This is a genomic window from Haloferax sp. SDI50 (assembly GCF_059802635.1).
Genome location: NZ_JBPULL010000001.1, coordinates 2,566,505 through 2,582,059 on the forward strand (window position 1 = coordinate 2,566,505; position 15,555 = coordinate 2,582,059).

Annotated in this window: 16 protein-coding genes; 11 read left to right on the top strand and 5 right to left on the bottom strand. The window is 66.3% G+C overall.

The window, feature by feature from the left end; genetic code table 11:
- Positions 1-46 precede the first annotated feature (46 nt).
- From ACSR87_RS13560 to ACSR87_RS13570, 3 genes are all read left to right on the top strand, one after another.
- Complete coding sequence (locus ACSR87_RS13560) at positions 47-271, top strand: DUF7123 family protein (RefSeq protein WP_004043755.1); 225 nt, start codon at positions 47-49, stop codon at positions 269-271.
- A 43-nt stretch (positions 272-314) separates the two neighbouring features.
- Entirely contained in the window at positions 315-746 is a 432-nt protein-coding gene (locus ACSR87_RS13565) for an SRPBCC family protein (RefSeq protein ID WP_008573819.1), read from the top strand.
- Positions 747-1,181: 435 nt separating this feature from the next.
- Positions 1,182-1,499, top strand: a complete 318-nt coding sequence (locus ACSR87_RS13570; RefSeq protein WP_498530825.1) for a DUF7526 family protein — start codon at positions 1,182-1,184, stop codon at positions 1,497-1,499.
- 62 nt (positions 1,500-1,561) lie between these two features.
- On the opposite strand, the gene ACSR87_RS13575 is transcribed toward ACSR87_RS13570, so the two are convergent.
- Positions 1,562-3,088 (bottom strand): aldehyde dehydrogenase family protein, encoded by a 1,527-nt coding sequence (locus ACSR87_RS13575; protein WP_498530826.1) that lies wholly within the window; start codon positions 3,086-3,088, stop codon positions 1,562-1,564.
- A 133-nt stretch (positions 3,089-3,221) separates the two neighbouring features.
- Here ACSR87_RS13575 and ACSR87_RS13580 point away from each other — a divergent pair, with 133 nt between their 5' ends.
- The gene (locus ACSR87_RS13580; protein WP_498530827.1) at positions 3,222-3,941 is read left to right on the top strand and encodes a helix-turn-helix domain-containing protein; all 720 of its coding nucleotides are present in this window, start codon (positions 3,222-3,224) and stop codon (positions 3,939-3,941) included.
- Between the two features lie 27 nt (positions 3,942-3,968).
- Here the strand turns inward: ACSR87_RS13580 and ACSR87_RS13585 are convergent, their stop codons facing one another.
- On the bottom strand, positions 3,969-4,808 hold the full coding sequence (locus ACSR87_RS13585) for a proline dehydrogenase family protein (protein ID WP_498530828.1): 840 nt from the start codon (positions 4,806-4,808) through the stop codon (positions 3,969-3,971).
- 180 nt (positions 4,809-4,988) lie between these two features.
- On the opposite strand from ACSR87_RS13585, the gene ACSR87_RS13590 reads away from it, so the two are divergent.
- The 5 genes from ACSR87_RS13590 to ACSR87_RS13610 are packed head-to-tail and all read left to right on the top strand — an operon-like array spanning position 4,989 to position 9,954.
- Positions 4,989-6,302, top strand: coding sequence for an ABC transporter substrate-binding protein (locus tag ACSR87_RS13590; protein WP_498531070.1), 1,314 nt, complete (start codon positions 4,989-4,991; stop codon positions 6,300-6,302).
- A 52-nt stretch (positions 6,303-6,354) separates the two neighbouring features.
- Entirely contained in the window at positions 6,355-7,296 is a 942-nt protein-coding gene (locus ACSR87_RS13595) for a branched-chain amino acid ABC transporter permease (RefSeq protein WP_008573832.1), read from the top strand.
- Entirely contained in the window at positions 7,293-8,417 is a 1,125-nt protein-coding gene (locus tag ACSR87_RS13600) for a branched-chain amino acid ABC transporter permease (protein ID WP_498530829.1), read from the top strand. Before ACSR87_RS13595 ends, ACSR87_RS13600 begins: the two co-directional genes overlap by 4 nt.
- Entirely contained in the window at positions 8,414-9,220 is an 807-nt protein-coding gene (locus ACSR87_RS13605) for an ABC transporter ATP-binding protein (RefSeq protein ID WP_498530830.1), read from the top strand. The genes ACSR87_RS13600 and ACSR87_RS13605 overlap by 4 nt, the downstream gene beginning before the upstream one ends.
- Positions 9,217-9,954, top strand: a complete 738-nt coding sequence (locus ACSR87_RS13610) for an ABC transporter ATP-binding protein (protein ID WP_498530831.1) — start codon at positions 9,217-9,219, stop codon at positions 9,952-9,954. Before ACSR87_RS13605 ends, ACSR87_RS13610 begins: the two co-directional genes overlap by 4 nt.
- 43 nt (positions 9,955-9,997) lie before the next feature.
- Here ACSR87_RS13610 and ACSR87_RS13615 read toward each other — a convergent pair whose 3' ends face one another.
- Together ACSR87_RS13615 and ACSR87_RS13620 are read right to left on the bottom strand one after the other, a co-directional pair.
- Complete coding sequence (locus ACSR87_RS13615) at positions 9,998-10,795, bottom strand: RIO1 family regulatory kinase/ATPase domain-containing protein (protein WP_498530832.1); 798 nt, start codon at positions 10,793-10,795, stop codon at positions 9,998-10,000.
- Between the two features lie 39 nt (positions 10,796-10,834).
- Positions 10,835-11,272: a universal stress protein gene (locus ACSR87_RS13620; RefSeq protein WP_498530833.1), complete on the bottom strand. Its 438-nt coding sequence runs from the start codon at positions 11,270-11,272 to the stop codon at positions 10,835-10,837.
- Positions 11,273-11,424: 152 nt separating this feature from the next.
- Here ACSR87_RS13620 and ACSR87_RS13625 point away from each other — a divergent pair, with 152 nt between their 5' ends.
- Positions 11,425-12,567, top strand: coding sequence for an acyl-CoA dehydrogenase family protein (locus tag ACSR87_RS13625; protein WP_008573844.1), 1,143 nt, complete (start codon positions 11,425-11,427; stop codon positions 12,565-12,567).
- 33 nt (positions 12,568-12,600) lie between these two features.
- Here the strand turns inward: ACSR87_RS13625 and ACSR87_RS13630 are convergent, their stop codons facing one another.
- The gene (locus ACSR87_RS13630) at positions 12,601-13,056 is read right to left on the bottom strand and encodes a FlaD/FlaE family flagellar protein (protein ID WP_498530834.1); all 456 of its coding nucleotides are present in this window, start codon (positions 13,054-13,056) and stop codon (positions 12,601-12,603) included.
- A gap of 322 nt (positions 13,057-13,378) precedes the next feature.
- On the opposite strand from ACSR87_RS13630, the gene ACSR87_RS13635 reads away from it, so the two are divergent.
- Positions 13,379-15,505: a histidine kinase N-terminal 7TM domain-containing protein gene (locus tag ACSR87_RS13635; RefSeq protein WP_498530835.1), complete on the top strand. Its 2,127-nt coding sequence runs from the start codon at positions 13,379-13,381 to the stop codon at positions 15,503-15,505.
- Positions 15,506-15,555: the final 50 nt, after the last annotated feature.

Consider the following 15,555-nt stretch of genomic DNA (forward strand, 5'->3'; position numbering starts at 1 on the left):
AACACGGGTAACCGTTAATAACGCCCATTCCCTAGACGGTCCGAGGATGACTGAGTACACCGACGAGGAACAACGCATTCTCGCCTATCTCCGCGACAGCGTCAGCCGCGGGGAGGGCTACTTCCGGGCGAAGAACATCGCCGAAGCCATCGGTCTCACCGCGAAGCAGGTCGGGTCCCGTCTGCCGCGGCTGGCCGAGAAGTCCGAAGACGTCGAAATCGAGAAGTGGGGACGCGCCCGCTCGACGACGTGGCGCGTCACCCGAAGCTGAGGCGATTCCACGGATTTTTACTGTGGAGGTGTGATGGTATCTCATGACCGTCCGCGTGAAACGAACGTTCGAGTTCGACGCTCCCGGCGAGCGCGTCTGGGAGTTCATCGCCGACCCGGCCAAGCGAGCGGGGGCTATCAGCGTCGTCGACCGCTTCGACGTGTCCGACGACGGTCGCCACGCGACGTGGTATCTCGAACTCCCGATTCCGCTCGTCCGTTCGACGGTGACAGTCGAGACGGAAGACATCGAAGTCGACGAGCCGACGCACGTCAAGTTCGTCGGCAAGTCGCGGGTGATGCGGGTGACGGGCGAACACACCATCGAGGAACACGACGGCGGCAGCCGCCTCATCAACGAGTTCACCGTCGACGGCCGACTGCCGGGCGTCGAGGCGTTCTTCGAGCGCAACCTCGACCGCGAACTCGACAATCTCGAAGCGGAGCTCCGACGCGAGTTCGAAGCGACCGCGTAACGCCGGCGACGACCGTCAACGCTCGGTGAGACAGGGCGAGAAACCGCGAGAGCCGTGCGCTCACGGGGTGTGAGAACGGCTGTTGCGGTGGCTTTATACATCGTGGCTCCTAAGCGAAAGTCGCCGACGCAATAGGCGCTTTTCTCGCCAGTCGTCGGCGACTCCACATCCGCCGCACCCGCCGCAACGTTTCGGGGTCCGTTGTGGCATCCGAAACGACGTGGCCACGTCGTTTCGCGCTCCCAAGCCCGGTGGGAGCGCACTCCCCCTCGTCTCACTTCGCCAACTGGTGACGCGAGATTCGGCGGGAGGCGAATTCGCCTCCGCCTTTTGACGACCGCTTCGCTCCGAGCCGCGGCGTCGTCGCGCCTCGGCGGCGCCCCCCCGACAGTCCGAGAGCGCACGCTTCTTTCCCCCGGCCCTCGTGGAACCACCATGACCGAGACGATTCGAGGCGACGTGCTGCACGCCATTCCACCGGACGAACTCGACGACGAGGACCTGTCGCCCGAACTCCGGGCGCTGGCCGACTCGCGTCACGTACTCGTCGTTCGGAAGGGCGGTCATCCCTCGATGCTCGACCTCGTCTGGGCGTTCGTCCGCCGCGACCCAATCGAGGCCGTGACCGTCGTGACCGACCGCCCCGCCGAGGAGAACGAGGAAGTGGCGCTGACCGTCGAGGAGACGGGGATGCCCGGCGTCTACGTCGCGACCGGCGCTCACGGGGAGGCTGAATCGACCGACGGACACTGAAACGGCGGACGGAAAAAGCAGGACTGCTGCGGGGCCGTGACGCGGTGACAGGCTGGACGACTTCAGTCGTCTTGCTTGGTCTTGATGTCCGCCGAGAGGCCCTGCGCCATGCGAATCTCCTTGGAGTTGTTGAGCGTCCACGCGGTGCGCTCGGTGACGGCCTCGATGATTTCGCGGGCCGAGGGGTAGCCGTTGCCGGACTTCTTCACGCCGCCGAACGGGAGGTGGACTTCCGCGCCGATACACGGGAGGTTGCCGTAGGCGAGGCCGACCTCGGCGTGGTCGCGGAAGTAGTTTATCTGGCGGTAGTCCTCGGAGATGACGGCACCGGCCAGCCCGTAGTCGGTGTCGTTCTGAATCTCGACTGCGTCCTCGATGTCGCCGGAGTACTTCAGCAGGGCGACGTGGGGGCCGAACACCTCCTCGTGGGTGCAGCGGAGGTCGTCGTGGGGGTCGGCCTCGTAGACGAACGGCCCGACCCAGTGGCCGTCTTCGTGGCCCTCGGGAATCTCGTCGGCGTCGAGCTCGGTGCGGTCGACGAGGACGTTCACGCCCTCCGTCTCCGCGAGTTCGTTGTAGTTCGTGACCTTCTCCTTGTGGCCCTCCTCGATGAGGGGGCCCATGAACGTGTCCTCGCGGAGCGGGTCGCCCACGGAGACGTTCTTGGCGTTCTCGACGAAGCGCTCCTTGAACTCGTCGTACACGTCCTCGTGGACGACGATGCGCTCGGAGGAAACACAGCGCTGGCCGGTGGTCTTGAACGACGACATCGTCGCGGAGTGGACCGCGATGTCGAGGTCCGCCTTCTCCGTGATGACGATGTTGTTCTTGCCGCCCATCTCGCACGCGGCGAGTTTGCCGGGCTGCTGGGCGACCTTGCTCGAGACCTCGTGGCCGACCTCGGCGGAGCCCGTGAACAGCACGGAGTCGACGCGCTCGTCGTCGACGATGCTCGCGCCGGCGTCACCGAAGCCCTGTACCATGTTGAACACGCCGTCGGGGATGCCGGCGTCCTCGAACATCTCGGCGATAATCTGTCCGCACCACGGCGTCTGCTCGGCGGGCTTCCAGACGACGGTGTTGCCCTCGACGAGCGCGACGGCCATGTGCCAGAAGGGGATGGCAACGGGGAAGTTCCACGGGGTGATACAGCCGACGACGCCGCGGGGCTTGCGGCGCATGTAGGCGTCCTTCGCGGGAATCTCGGAGGGGACCACGTCGCCTTTGGGGTGGCGGGCGTCGCCCGCGGCCCACTCGACCATGTGGTACGCCTCGATGACGTCGGCGCGGCCCTCGGAAATCTCTTTGCCGCACTCTTTGGTGACGATTTCCGCGAGTTCCTCCGTGCGGTCGCGCAGTTCGTGGTAGATGTCCCAGAGGTACTCCGCGCGGTCGATGTGGGAGAGTTCGCGCCACTCCTCGTACGCCTCGTCGGCCGCGGCGGCCGCCGCGTCGATGTCCTCGGGCGTGCCGCGTCGGAACGTCCCCAGCGACTCGCCCGTCGCGGGGTTCGTGCTCTCGAACGTCTCGTCGCCGGTGCCGTCCGTCCACTCGCCGTCGATGTAGTGCTGATATTCGTCCTGCGCCATATGACCCTAGACTCACAACTAAGATTAATAACCCCGGACCCTCCCATGGAAGGGGGCGCGCCCGAACCGACGCATCACCGCGACGCCGAGTGACCACAGATAACATCTTACGTAACGACGTATTACCCGGTGTATGAGCGAGCGCACGGCAGGTGAAGGCACGCGCCTTACGCTCGACCTGTGGCATCCGAACTGCTGGGCGATCGAATCGACGAGCGAATACGACGGCGGCATCCTCGCACACGCCATCTACGACGCTCCCGCCGCGGGCGTCGAGCGGTCGAACGGGTTGTTCACCGCCTACGGCGAGTCGCTCGACGAGGTCGAGACGCTCCTCGACGCCATCGCTGACTCGGAGCTCACGGGCGAGGTGTTGGAACTGCAAGAGCGGTTCGACTCCCGCGGGAAGCACGTCGCGCCCGGCCCGGTCGCCCGCGAGTTCTTCTTGGAGTACGACCCGAGCGACATGATGTGTCCGGAGCTGCTCAAGCAGGGCTTCGTCCACAGCGCCCCCACGCGGATAGAAAACGGCCGCGAGCGGTGGGAAGTCTGGTTCGCCGGCGCGCGCGAGGAGATACAGCCGCGCATCGAGACCGTCATGGACGAGACCGGAGCCGAGATTCGCGTCGCCTCCATCTCCACGTCCGAGGGCGCGGAACCGGAGCGCAGTCGGCGGCTCGACACGCTCACCCGGAGTCAGCGAGAGGCGTTCGAACTCGCGCGCGAAGAAGGCTACTACCGCTGGCCCCGCGAGGTGTCGACCCGCGAACTCGCCGCCGAGATGGACATCTCGAAGACGACGCTGCTCGAACACCTGCGCAAAGCGGAGTCGAAACTGCTCGACCCGCAGTAGCGCGGGGCGAACCGAGCCCGTCTCGGCTCAGATACCGGCGACGGCGCGGAGCGCGAACAGCGCGTTCGACTTCCGCTCGCGGACGCGTCGGTAGAAGTAGGAGAACCATTTGTCCCCGTAGGGGACGTACTGCCACGTCTCGATGCCGGCGTCCGCGAGGTCTCGCTGGCCGTCCTCGCGCACGCCCATGAGCATCTGCACCTCGTAGGGCGTCCCGTACTGTTCGTGGAGGCGGCGGGCGTGCGCGATCATGTGCGGGTCGTGGCTGCCGACCGCCACCCCGTCGTCGAACTCGGTGAACATGTATTCGAGGAGTTCCTTGTACACTTCGTCCACCTTCGACTTCTCCTTGTACGCGATGGACGCCGGCTCGTTGTACGCGCCCTTGACGAGGCGGACCTTGCCGGGTACCTCCGCGAGGCGTTCGAGGTCGTCGCGCGTGCGTTTCAGGTTCGCCTGCACGCAGACGCCGACGTTCCCGCCCGTCCGGTGGCCCAAGTCGTCGACGGCGTCGAGGGTCACGTCGGTCGTCTCGTGGTCCTCCATGTCGACCCAGACGAACACGCCTTCGGCGTCCGCGGCGTCGACGACGCGGTCGAGGTTCTCCCGGAACGCGCGGTCGCTGATGTCGAGACCAATCTGCGAAGGCTTCACCGAGACGCAGCCATCGAGGTCCGTCGCGCCGAGTTGACGGACGAGGTCGACGTACGCGTCGGCGTCGGCGTCGGCGGCCGCCCGGTCGGTGTAGTGCTCGCCGAGCAGGTTCAGTATCCCCGCGATGCCGTCGCGGTTCAGCGACTCGACGTGCGAGACCGCTCCGTCGGCCGTCTCGCCCGCCACGAAGTTATTCGCGATGGGGGGTATCACGACCCGCTATTGTGAGACACGTACCCTAAAGAGAGACCCTACCAAATCATTCTGAAAAATATTCCTGAAATAATCACGGAACGCTCGTTTCGTCCGACGGGGTCCGGGGTCCCGACCATGGACGGTCACAGGTATATTTACGATAGCTGGAGAGCAATGCTTGTTATGTCACCACACGACATGGACCGCAGAACGCTGCTGAAGCTGTCGGGGCTCTCGCTCGTCGGGGCGACCGCCGGCTGTCTCGAAGGGGAAGAAGAGACTCCCACGGCAACGACTACCGAGGAAAGCGGCGGCGGTGGCGGCGGCGACGACGGGACCACCACGACTACCGAGGAAAGCGGCGGCGACGAATCGTCGTACACCATCGGTATGGTCGACTCGCTCACCGGGTCGCTCGCGCCGTACGGCGAGCGTAACACTCGCGGCCGCGAACTCGCGCTCGCGGCCATCAACGAGGTCGGTATCGGCTCCGAAGGGGCGTCGCTGAACATCTCCGTCGAGGACGACGAGAGTACGAACCAAGGCGGGGTCAACGGCGCACAGGTGCTCGTCAACCAAGACGGCGTCCCGCTTCTCATCGGCTCCGTGGGCTCCGGCGTCTCCATCGCCATCCACGACAGCGTCACGAGAGACGCCGGCGTCGTCCAAATCAGTCAGAACAGCACGAGTCCCGAACTCACGACGCGGCCGGAGCTGCTTCGGATGAGCCCCTCCGGTTCCGCGAAGGGACAGGCGCTCGCCAGCCTCGTCAACGACGACGGCCACGACACGGTCGCCGTCACGTGGATCAACAACGACTACGGGACGGGGCTGTCCGACGTGTTCGCCGAGACGTTCGAGTCCGAGTTCGACGGCACCGTCGCCTACAACGAACCGCACGACCAGGGTCAATCGTCGTACAGCGGCATTCTCACCGAGATGGCATCGACCGACGCCTCGGCGTGGATTTTCCTCACGTACGCGAACGAGTACACGGTCATGGTCAACGAGGGTTTCGACCAGGGCTACAACACGTCCGTAGACTACTACGGCGCGGAGTCCACCGTCGCCGACTCCATCATCGAAAACACGCCCGAAGGCAGCATGGACGGGATGACGGGCATCACCGAGAGCGCCCCGCAGGACCAGGAGAACTACCAGAACTTCGTCGCCGCGTTCGAGGAGAACTACGACGGGACGCCGACGGTCTGGTCGGCGTACGCCTACGACGCCGTGACGGTCGCCGCCATCGCCATCGAGGCGGCAGACGAGTTCACCGGCGAGGCGCTCGCGTCGGTCGTCCGCGACGTGACCCGCCCCGAAGGCGAGGAAGTCTTCAACTTCGAGGAGGCCGCGGCCATCCTCCGCGACGGCGGTTCCCCGAGCGACATCAACTATCAGGGCGTCAGCGGCCCGGTCGACCTCGACGAGAACGGCGACCCGCCGGGCTACTACCAGATTTACAGCGTCGAGGACCACGAGTACGTCTTCGGTGACTACATCACGAGCTAACTATGCACGCACGGAACGGACGGCGAACGACCCACGGGAGGGCCCCGGAGCCGTGATACCGCTCCAAATCAGCCCCTTCCAGTACGTCGCCAACGGCGTGGTGTTTTCGAGCATCATCGTCCTCGCGGCCATCGGGCTGTCGCTCGTGTACAGCATCGCGGACTTCGCGAACTTCGCCCACGGCGACCTCATGACCGTGGGGGCGTTCTCCGCGCTGTTCTCGGTCGGCTTCTTCCGACCGATGCTGGGCGACGCGGGCGTGTTCGGCCTGCCGCTTTGGTTCTTCCTCGCGCTCGCGTTCGGCATGGGTGCGGCGGCGGTCATCTCCGTCGTCACCAACCGCGTCGTCTACCGCCCGGTGAAGGACAGCGGCTCCATCGGACTTCTCATCTCCAGTATCGGCGTCGCGCTCGTCTATCGCGCGCTCGTGTTCCTGTCGTTCGGAACCGAGCCCGAGCGCTACGGCGTTCCCCGACAGGGGCCGGTTCCGTGGGTCCGCGAGACGCTCGGCATCGCGGTCACGCCGCGCAACCTCGTCGTCGTGGCGCTCACCGTCGTCCTCGTGACGGCGCTGCACCTGACGCTGACGCGGACGACCCTCGGCCGGAAGATGCGCGCGACCGCCGACAACGCGGACCTCGCGCGGGTCAGCGGGATTCGGACCAGCGAGGTCATCTTCGCCATGTGGCTCATCGGCGGCGCGCTCGCCGCGGCCGGCGGCGTCTTCCTCGGACTGGAGGAACTCGTCCGCCCGCGCATGGGCTTCGACATCCTGCTCATCGTCTTCGCCGCGGTCATCCTCGGCGGCATCGGCTCCGTCTACGGCGCGATGCTCGGCGGCCTCGTCATCGGGATGGTCCACGAACTGGTCCCGCTTTTCGACCAGTTGGGCGTCCCCTTGGTCAGCACACCGTACGCGGAGGCCGTCGCGTTCGTCATCATGGTCGTCATCCTGCTCGTTCGCCCGAGCGGAATCGCGGGTGATAGCGGATGAGCGCCGTCACCTCGTGGGTTCGTGAGACGCTCGTCCGCGACGCGACCGAGCGACGCATCTTCGCCGCGCTCGGCCTCATCACGGTGCTGCTCGTCGCCGGCGTCCTCACCGGCGTCGTCGGGCTGCGATTCCTCCTGTTCCAAATCGCGCTCGTCGGGATGTACGCCCTGCTCTCGCTCGGACTCAACGTCCAGTGGGGCTACGCCGGGCTCATCAACTTCTCCGTCGCCGCGTTCTGGGGCATCGGAGCCTACTGCGCCGCGCTGTTGACCGCGCCGAACTCCCCGCTCGGACTCGGACTCCACCCGGTGTTCGGGTTCCTCGCGGCAATCGTCGTGAGCGCGTTCGTCGCGGTGCTCATCGGCATCCCGACGCTCCGCCTGCGCGAGGACTACCTCGCCATCGCCAGCCTCGGACTGGCCGAGGTCATCCGCGCCATCATCCTCAACGAGCGGCAGTGGACCGCCGGGTCGAGCGGTATCAGCGGCATCCCGAACCTCATGTCGTGGCTCCCGCTGACCGACTCTGCGACGACGGCCGCCATCGTGGTCTTCCTCATCGCCGTCGTCTACCTGTTCCTCCGGCGCGTCCACCGGTCGCCGTGGGGGCGCGTCCTCCGGACCATACGGTCCGACGAGAACCTCGCCAAGGCGCTCGGGAAGAACACCTACCGGTTCAAGATGCAGGCGTTCGTCCTCGGCTCGGTCATCATGGCCGTCGCCGGGGCGTTCTACGCCCACCTGAACCTCTACATCGACCCCTCGGACCTCGTTCCCCTGACGACGTTCTATATCTGGATTGCCGTCATCCTCGGCGGGACCGGGTCGAACCGCGGAGCGGTCGTCGGCGCGGCCGTCGTCATCGCCATCCGAGAGGGAACCCGATTCCTCAACGACATCGGCTTCATCCAGACGCTCGGCGTCGACTTGGCCCCGCTCCGACTGCTGTTCGTCGGCGGGCTCATCATCCTCATCATGCGGTTCCGGCAGGACGGGCTCCTGCCGCCGAAGGACGAACTCATCTGGCCGGCGGCGCGCGACGGAAGCGGTGCCGGCGGCGCGTCTCCCTCCGGTGCCGCCTCCGACGGCGGGACCTCCTCGAACGGGGGTGACGACCGATGAACGACGACGCGTACGAGGGTGCGCGCCTCGACAAGGACGACGTCGTCCTGAAGACGACCGGTTTGGAGAAAGCGTTCGGCGGCCTCGTCGCCACCGACGACGTCTCCATCGAGGTCGAACGCGGGACCATCACCGGGATGATCGGACCGAACGGCGCGGGCAAGTCCACGCTGTTCAACCTCATCTCCGGCTTCTACGAGAACGACGCCGGTCGCGTCACCGTCAACGGCGAGGACGTGACCGACCTCGAACCGCACGAGCGCGCCCGAAAGGGGCTCGTTCGGACCTTCCAGACGCCCCGGCGACTGGAGGGGATGTCCGTCCGCGAGGCGATGCTCGTCGGCCCCGGCCCGCAGAAAGGCGAGTCAATCTTCTCGCTTTTCTTCTCCGGCTCCGACGTGACAGAAGAGGAGCGGGCGAACATCGAACAGACGCGAGAGCTGCTCGAACGGTTCGAAATCGGGCATCTCATCGACCAGCCGTCGACCGACCTCTCCGGCGGGCAGATGAAGCTCGTCGAGCTCGCGCGGGCGTTCACGACGAACCCCGACATCCTGCTTTTGGACGAGCCGGTCGCCGGCGTCAATCCGACGCTCGCAAACGACATCAAGCGGTTCATCCGCGAACTCAACGAGGAGGGACAGACCTTCCTCATCATCGAACACGACATGCCGTTTATCATGGACCTCGCAGACCCCATCATCGTTCTCGACCAAGGGAAGGTGCTCATGGAGGGCTCGCCGGACGAAGTCCGCTCGGACGACCGCGTCATCGAGGCGTACCTCGGGGGGGCCGGCCCGTGACCGAGCGCGCCCTCGACGTCAGCGGCGTCGACAGCGGCTACGGCGAGGTACAGGTGCTCCGCGACCTGACGCTCCACCTCGCATCGGACGAAATCGTCTGCATCATCGGGCCGAACGGCGCGGGGAAGTCCACCGTCCTCAAGACGGTGTTCGGCCTCCTCAAGCCGTGGACCGGGACGGTCGAGCTGAGCGGGCGGGACATCACCGGCGAGGAGCCGGAAGACCTCGTCCGCGTCGGGATGGGCTACGTCCCGCAGGTGGACAACGTCTTTTCGTCTCTCACCATCGACGAGAACCTCAGGATGGGCGGGGTCGCCCGCTCGGAGGGCTTGCAGGCGCGAATCGACGAGCTGTACGACCAGTTCACGATTCTCGACGAGAAGCGCTCTGCGAAGGCCCGGACGCTCTCGGGCGGCCAGCGGCAGGTGCTCGCGTTCGCCCGCGCGCTCGTGATGGAGCCCGAAGTGCTCCTCATCGACGAGCCGTCGGCGGGCCTCGCGCCCAACATCGTCCAGTCGGTGTTCGAGGACGTGAAGAAGGTGAACGAACTCGGGACGGCGGTCCTGATGGTCGAGCAGAACGCCCGCGAGGGGCTCGGCATCTCCGACCGCGGCTACGTCCTCGACCAGGGGACCGTCGCCTACGAGGGCGACGCCGACGGCCTCCTCGACGACCCGGAAGTCTCGCGGCTCTACATGGGCGGCGCGGACTACGAGGGCGTCGAGGGCGAGTAACGCGCGACTCGCCCCGCGTTCGCGGCTTTTTTCCGACCGCGTGCTACGCCGCGTGTTTCTCGATTTCGCCTTTGAGCGACGCGGCGTCGAAGTCGTGGTCGGGCCGGATGTTGACGAAGTCGAGGAAGTCGACGGCGTCCAACAGCGCGTCCGCGTCGTAGGAGTCGAGCGCCGCGGTGACCGCCGCCTTGGGACCGACGAGCGGTTCGAGCGCCGCCAGCCCGCAGGCGAGGTCGTACGCGCGGGCGTCGCGCATCCCCTCGTCGTTGACGTTCGTCGCGTCGATGAAGTAGATGCCGTCCTCGCGGACGAGGACGTTCTCGGCCCGGAGGTCGCCGTGAGCGAGGTGGTTGTCGTGCATCTCCGCGAGCGCCGCGAACAGTTCGGGGGCGAGCCGTTCGACCTCCTCCCGCGGGGCGGTGTCGAGGGTGTGGAAGTTCGGCAGGTATTCGAGGACGAGCACGCCGAGGCCGTCCACCTCGAACGCCTCGACCGGCGCGGGCGCTTGCAGGCCGATGTCGCGGAGTCGCTTCGTCGCTTCGAGTTCGTGTTCGGCCATCTCCAGCGGCGTCCCGAAATGCCCAAAAAAGCCCTCCGTCCCGCTGGAGAACGCGCCGAGGTTCCGGCCGGTGGTGAAGACGGCGTGGACGAGCGAGTTCTGTTTGGAGATGACCTTCACGAACCACTCGTCGTCGACGACCATCGGGGTCGAAAGCCAGTTGTCCGCCTCGAGAAATCGGATGTGGAGGCTGTCGCGGTCGTATCGCCGGGCGAGTTCGCGGGCGACCGTCTCCAGACGCGGCCACCCGAGGCGGCCGCGGACGAGCCGACGGAGGTCCATGCACCCCCGTAAGACGAGGGGCGGCTTAACCTCGTGGGCCTACGCCGAGTCCTGTCGGACGGTCAACACGGGCGCGTCGGAGCCGCGGACGACGCGCTCGGCGACGCTCCCGATGAGGTAGCGGTCGATGCCGCTGCGGCCGTGGGTTCCCATCACGACGAGGTCCACCTCCCGCTCGTCGGCGTGGCGGATAATCTCGCTCGCGGGCGTGCCCTCCGTGACGACGGTCTCGACCTCGACGCCGGCCTCGCGGGCCGCCTGAGCGACGCGGTCTAACACCTGCTCGCCGCTTTCGAGGAGCGCCTCGCGGACCCGTTCGAGCGAGAGCGCGGGCGCGGCGTAGCCGACCTCGCGCACGTCCGCGACGTAGAGCGCCACGAGCGTCGCGTCGTAGGTGCGGGCGTGTTCGATGGCGTGGTCCAAGGCGGCGTCCGCACAGTCGCTGCCGTCGGTCGGAAAGAGGATGTGGGAGTACATACGAGAACGTCGGGCCGCGGCGCAAAAAGACCCGGATGCCTATTCCCACGCGATGGGAGTACCCGATGCGGGCTGCCGCCTTCGCCGGCCGCGACGCATGTCTTTCATGGTCGTTCGATTAGTTTATGTCCGGCACGACGATAGTTGGTCGCATGGACTTCGACATCCCGGCCGAACACCGGATGATTCGGGATACCGTCCGCGAGTTCTGCGAGGAAGAAATCGCGCCCATCGCGCAGGACATCGAGGACGAACACCGGTTCCCCGCGGAGATATTCGACCAGTTGGCCGAGTTGGACGTGATGGGCGTCCCCATCGACGAGGCGTACGGCGGCCTCGGCGGCGACCAGTTGATGTACGCGCTCGTCGTGGAGGAACTCGGTCGTGTCTCGGGCGGTATCGGCCTGTCGTACGCCGCCCACGTCAGCCTCGCGTCGAAGCCTATCGAACTGTTCGGCACCGACGAGCAGAAGGAACGCTGGCTTACGCCGCTGGCGACCGGCGAGCACCTCGGCGGCTGGGCGCTCACCGAGCCCGGGTCCGGGAGCGACGCCAGCGACATGGACACGGTCGCAGAGCGGGACGGCGACGGCTACGTCATCGACGGCACGAAGCAGTTCATCACGAACGCGAACGTCGCCGGCTCGGTCCTCGTGAAGGCCGTCACGGACCCCGGCGCGGGCTACGACGGCATCTCGACGTTCATCGTCGACCCCGAGAACGACGACGGCTTCGAGGTAACGACCGAGTGGGACAAGATGGGGCTCAACTCCTCACCGACCTGCGAACTCTCCTTCGACGACTGTTGGGTGCCCGAAGACCGCCTCCTCGGCGAGGAGGGTGAAGGCTGGACGCAGACCATGAAGACGCTCGACGGCGGCCGCATCTCCATCGCGGCGCTCTCGGTCGGGCTCGCCGAGGGCGCGTACGGCCACGCCAAATCGTACGCCCAAGAGCGCGAGCAGTTCGACCGGCCGATTTCGAAGTTCGACGCCATCCGCGACAAACTCGTCTCGATGCACCGCAAGACCGAGCGGGCGCGACTGCTCACCCACAAGGCCGCGACGCGGTACGACGCCGGCGAGCGGGTGAGCCGGGAGTCCGCACTGGCGAAACTCGACGCCTCGGAGGCCGCCCGCGAGGTCGCAGAAGACGCGGTGCAGGTGCTCGGCGGCTACGGCTACACGACCGATTTCGCCCCTCAGCGGTTCTACCGCGACGCGAAGCTCATGGAAATCGGCGAGGGGACGAGCGAGATTCAACACCTCATCATCGGCCGCGAACTCGGCCTCTGAGCGGCCGTCGAAGCCGGCGGTGACTCACTCCGACTACTCCGACTCGGCCATCGCTGACAGCCGAGCGACGTAGGAGAAACTGCGGACGTGGTCCTCTTCTGTCGGCGCGTCCTCGAAGTCGGCGGGGACGGTAAAGGAGACGACGCGCTCGCGAATCGTGTCGTGCGGCTCGTCGCCTATCCAGCCGATGTCGCGGTAGTACGACGCCATCTCCAGCGCGCCGCGACCGCCGAGTCGCTCGACGAGGTGGACACACCAGTCGAGCAGCACGCGCTCGGCCCGCGGCGTCCGCGGAATCTCGTCGAGGAACGGCTCGCCGTCCGAGGTGACAGCCGCGGTCGTCGCGAGGAGGCGCTCGTGAGCCACGTCGCTCCACGCCCGGTTCGTCGGTGCGTCGACCCAGTCGAACGACCGAGCGCCGGAGTTCCGTCTGAGCCCGGGCCCGGTCGGGCCGTCGGCGTCAGTCGGGTGACGTGGCTCGCGCGGCATCTACCCCTGCGTGTGCGCCCATCCGAATTAAGCGTTCGGGCGAACGTCCGACATATGACAGCCACACGAACGTTCAATCCGAGAGAGTGGGTGAACGGTATCGTTGATAACTCCGAACGAGACTACGAGTCGAAAGCTGATTTGACGGGCGTTTTACTCGGTGTGACGTGATTTCTCTCTTCGCCCCGTGTGCTATCAATTTTGATATGTGGGGCGAATCGCTTAAGTTCCGTACCAGCTACACGTTTGATATCGCTCCGATGTGACACTCATCGGAAAGAATAGTTCCAAGAGAGTCACAGATGCGAGCCACGACCCACATATGACCAGCGTCGGGCAGTACCCACACGCGTACGCGCTGTTCGCCGCGGGCATCCTTGCGGGGGTCGTCACACTCGTTGTTCTCGGCCGGTTCCGACGCTACTCGCGGCGCGTCCGCCTCCCGTTTGCGCTGTTGACGCTCTCCGGGAGCATCTGGGCCACGGCGTACGGGTTCCTCTTCCTCCCGATGACGCCCAGCGCAGAACTGTTCTACGCGCAGTTGGCGTGGGCCGGCGCGGCCGTCATCCCCACGGTCTGGCTCGTCTTTGCGCTCGTCTACGCCGGCGAAGACCAGCTCCTCTCCACGCAGATGCTCGGCGTTCTGGCCGTCGAGCCCGCCGTCGCTATCGCCCTCAAGTTGACGAACGCCTCCCACGGGCTGCTCGGGTCGTCGCTCGGCCCCTGGCGGGCCATGCAGCCGGACCGGTTCGCTGTCCCTGGAGCTGACTTCTTCGGCCCGCTCGGTCCGGACCTCGTCCTCGTCGCACACGTCGTTTACGGGTTCGGCGTCGCGGTCACCGGGGTGAGCGTCATCGCGAGAACGTACCTCAAAAGCTCGAACATCCACCGGCGACAGGCCGGGTTTCTCTTCGTCGCCGGGGTGATTCCGCTCGCCGCGCTCGGCGGCGAGTTCTTCTTCCCGTTCCGCATCAATCCGGTCCCCGTCTCTATCGGCGTGAGCTCGGTCGTCGTGCTCTGGGCGCTCTTCAGACACCAACTGTTCGATATCACGCCCATCGCCCGCGATGCGATTCTCTCGGAGATGCGCGACGCCGTCGTCGTCCTCGACGAACAGGACCGAATCGTCGAATCGAACGGGGCCGCCTCGGAACTGTTAGCGCGGCCGGTCGCCGAGTGCGTCGGCGAGCCCGTCCTCGAAAGCGTTCGCGTGCCGTCCGAGGTTCAGGCGGTGTTAGCGGGTCGAGACAGGGCGCAAGCGGTCGTCGAAGACGACGGGACCAACCGCTATTTTGAGGTCCGTTCCGAACCGCTCGGCGACCAGACACGCGACCGGACGCGCTTGCTCGTCTTCTACGACGTGACGGAACGCCGCCGCACCGAAGAGGAGTTCCGCGCGCTCATCGAGAACTCGCGGGACGTCATCACCGTCCTCAACGAGGACGGCGAACGGACCTACACGAGTCCCTCGATGACCGAGGTGCTCGGCTATCAGACCGACGCGCTCGTCGGTGAACCGGTGCTCGACCTCGTCCACCCCGATGACAGAGACCGGGTCGCTGACTGCTTCGACGAGGTGGTCTCCGGCGACCCGCCCGTGCGCGCCGAGTTCAGAGTCCGCCACAAAAACGGTACGTGGCGGCGGTTCGAGACGGTGGGCGTCAACCTCCTCGACGACCCCGCCGTCGGCGGCGTCGTGTTGAACTCGCGGGACGTGACGAGTCGCCATCGCTACGAACAGCGCCTCCGAGTGTTGAATCGCGTCCTCCGGCACGACCTCAGAAACGACATGAACGTCATCCTCGGCCACGCCGACCTCCTCCTCGACGAACGCATCCCCGCCGAGTCGAAGGACCACGCCCGAACGATAAAGCGAAAGGCGTCGTCGCTGGTCGAACTCGGCGAGCAGACCCGGCACATCGACACGACGCTCACCCGCGGGCCGTCCGGACTCGAACCCGTCGAGGTGGTCGAGCGCATCGAGGCGCAGTTAGACGACATCGAGTCCGACTACCCCGAGGCAATCGTCCATCGAAACCTCCCCGACGAGATGTGGGTCACCGCGGACGACCTCATCGAGTCGGCAATCAAACACCTCATCGACAACGCGCTCGAACACAACGACCGCGTCATCCCGGAGGTCGGCGTCACCGTCGAGCGGAGCGCGACCTCGAACGACTACGTCGAGATTCGAATCGCCGACAACGGGCCGGGCGTCCCCGACGCCGAACTCTCCGTCCTCGAATCGGGGACCGAGACGCCGCTCCAGCACATCAGCGGACTCGGCCTCTGGCTGGTCCAGTGGATAATCGACCGCTCGAACGGTCGGCTCCGGTTCACGGAGAACGAGCCGCGGGGGTCCGTCGCCATCGTCGGCCTCCGGAGCGCCGACCGAGCAGCCTCCGCCAGCGACGGCGGCACGATAACGGGCGAGTCGGAGACGGACTGAGAGTCGGGCTGAGCCGCGCAGTAATCGAGTCGCATAATCGGCGCGTCAAA

What these genes read in the sequence shown, in the direction of transcription:
- ACSR87_RS13600 (WP_498530829.1), top strand. Translation starts at nt 7,293, where the DNA reads ATGAGCGCCGTCACCTCGTGGGTTCGTGAGACGCTCGTCCGCGACGCG.
- ACSR87_RS13630 (WP_498530834.1), bottom strand. Translation starts at nt 13,056, where the DNA reads ATGCCGCGCGAGCCACGTCACCCGACTGACGCCGACGGCCCGACCGGG.
- ACSR87_RS13620 (WP_498530833.1), bottom strand. Translation starts at nt 11,272, where the DNA reads ATGTACTCCCACATCCTCTTTCCGACCGACGGCAGCGACTGTGCGGAC.
- ACSR87_RS13580 (WP_498530827.1), top strand. Translation starts at nt 3,222, where the DNA reads ATGAGCGAGCGCACGGCAGGTGAAGGCACGCGCCTTACGCTCGACCTG.
- ACSR87_RS13560 (WP_004043755.1), top strand. Translation starts at nt 47, where the DNA reads ATGACTGAGTACACCGACGAGGAACAACGCATTCTCGCCTATCTCCGC.
- ACSR87_RS13590 (WP_498531070.1), top strand. Translation starts at nt 4,989, where the DNA reads ATGGACCGCAGAACGCTGCTGAAGCTGTCGGGGCTCTCGCTCGTCGGG.
- ACSR87_RS13570 (WP_498530825.1), top strand. Translation starts at nt 1,182, where the DNA reads ATGACCGAGACGATTCGAGGCGACGTGCTGCACGCCATTCCACCGGAC.
- ACSR87_RS13625 (WP_008573844.1), top strand. Translation starts at nt 11,425, where the DNA reads ATGGACTTCGACATCCCGGCCGAACACCGGATGATTCGGGATACCGTC.
- ACSR87_RS13565 (WP_008573819.1), top strand. Translation starts at nt 315, where the DNA reads ATGACCGTCCGCGTGAAACGAACGTTCGAGTTCGACGCTCCCGGCGAG.
- ACSR87_RS13615 (WP_498530832.1), bottom strand. Translation starts at nt 10,795, where the DNA reads ATGGACCTCCGTCGGCTCGTCCGCGGCCGCCTCGGGTGGCCGCGTCTG.
- ACSR87_RS13635 (WP_498530835.1), top strand. Translation starts at nt 13,379, where the DNA reads ATGACCAGCGTCGGGCAGTACCCACACGCGTACGCGCTGTTCGCCGCG.
- ACSR87_RS13575 (WP_498530826.1), bottom strand. Translation starts at nt 3,088, where the DNA reads ATGGCGCAGGACGAATATCAGCACTACATCGACGGCGAGTGGACGGAC.
- ACSR87_RS13605 (WP_498530830.1), top strand. Translation starts at nt 8,414, where the DNA reads ATGAACGACGACGCGTACGAGGGTGCGCGCCTCGACAAGGACGACGTC.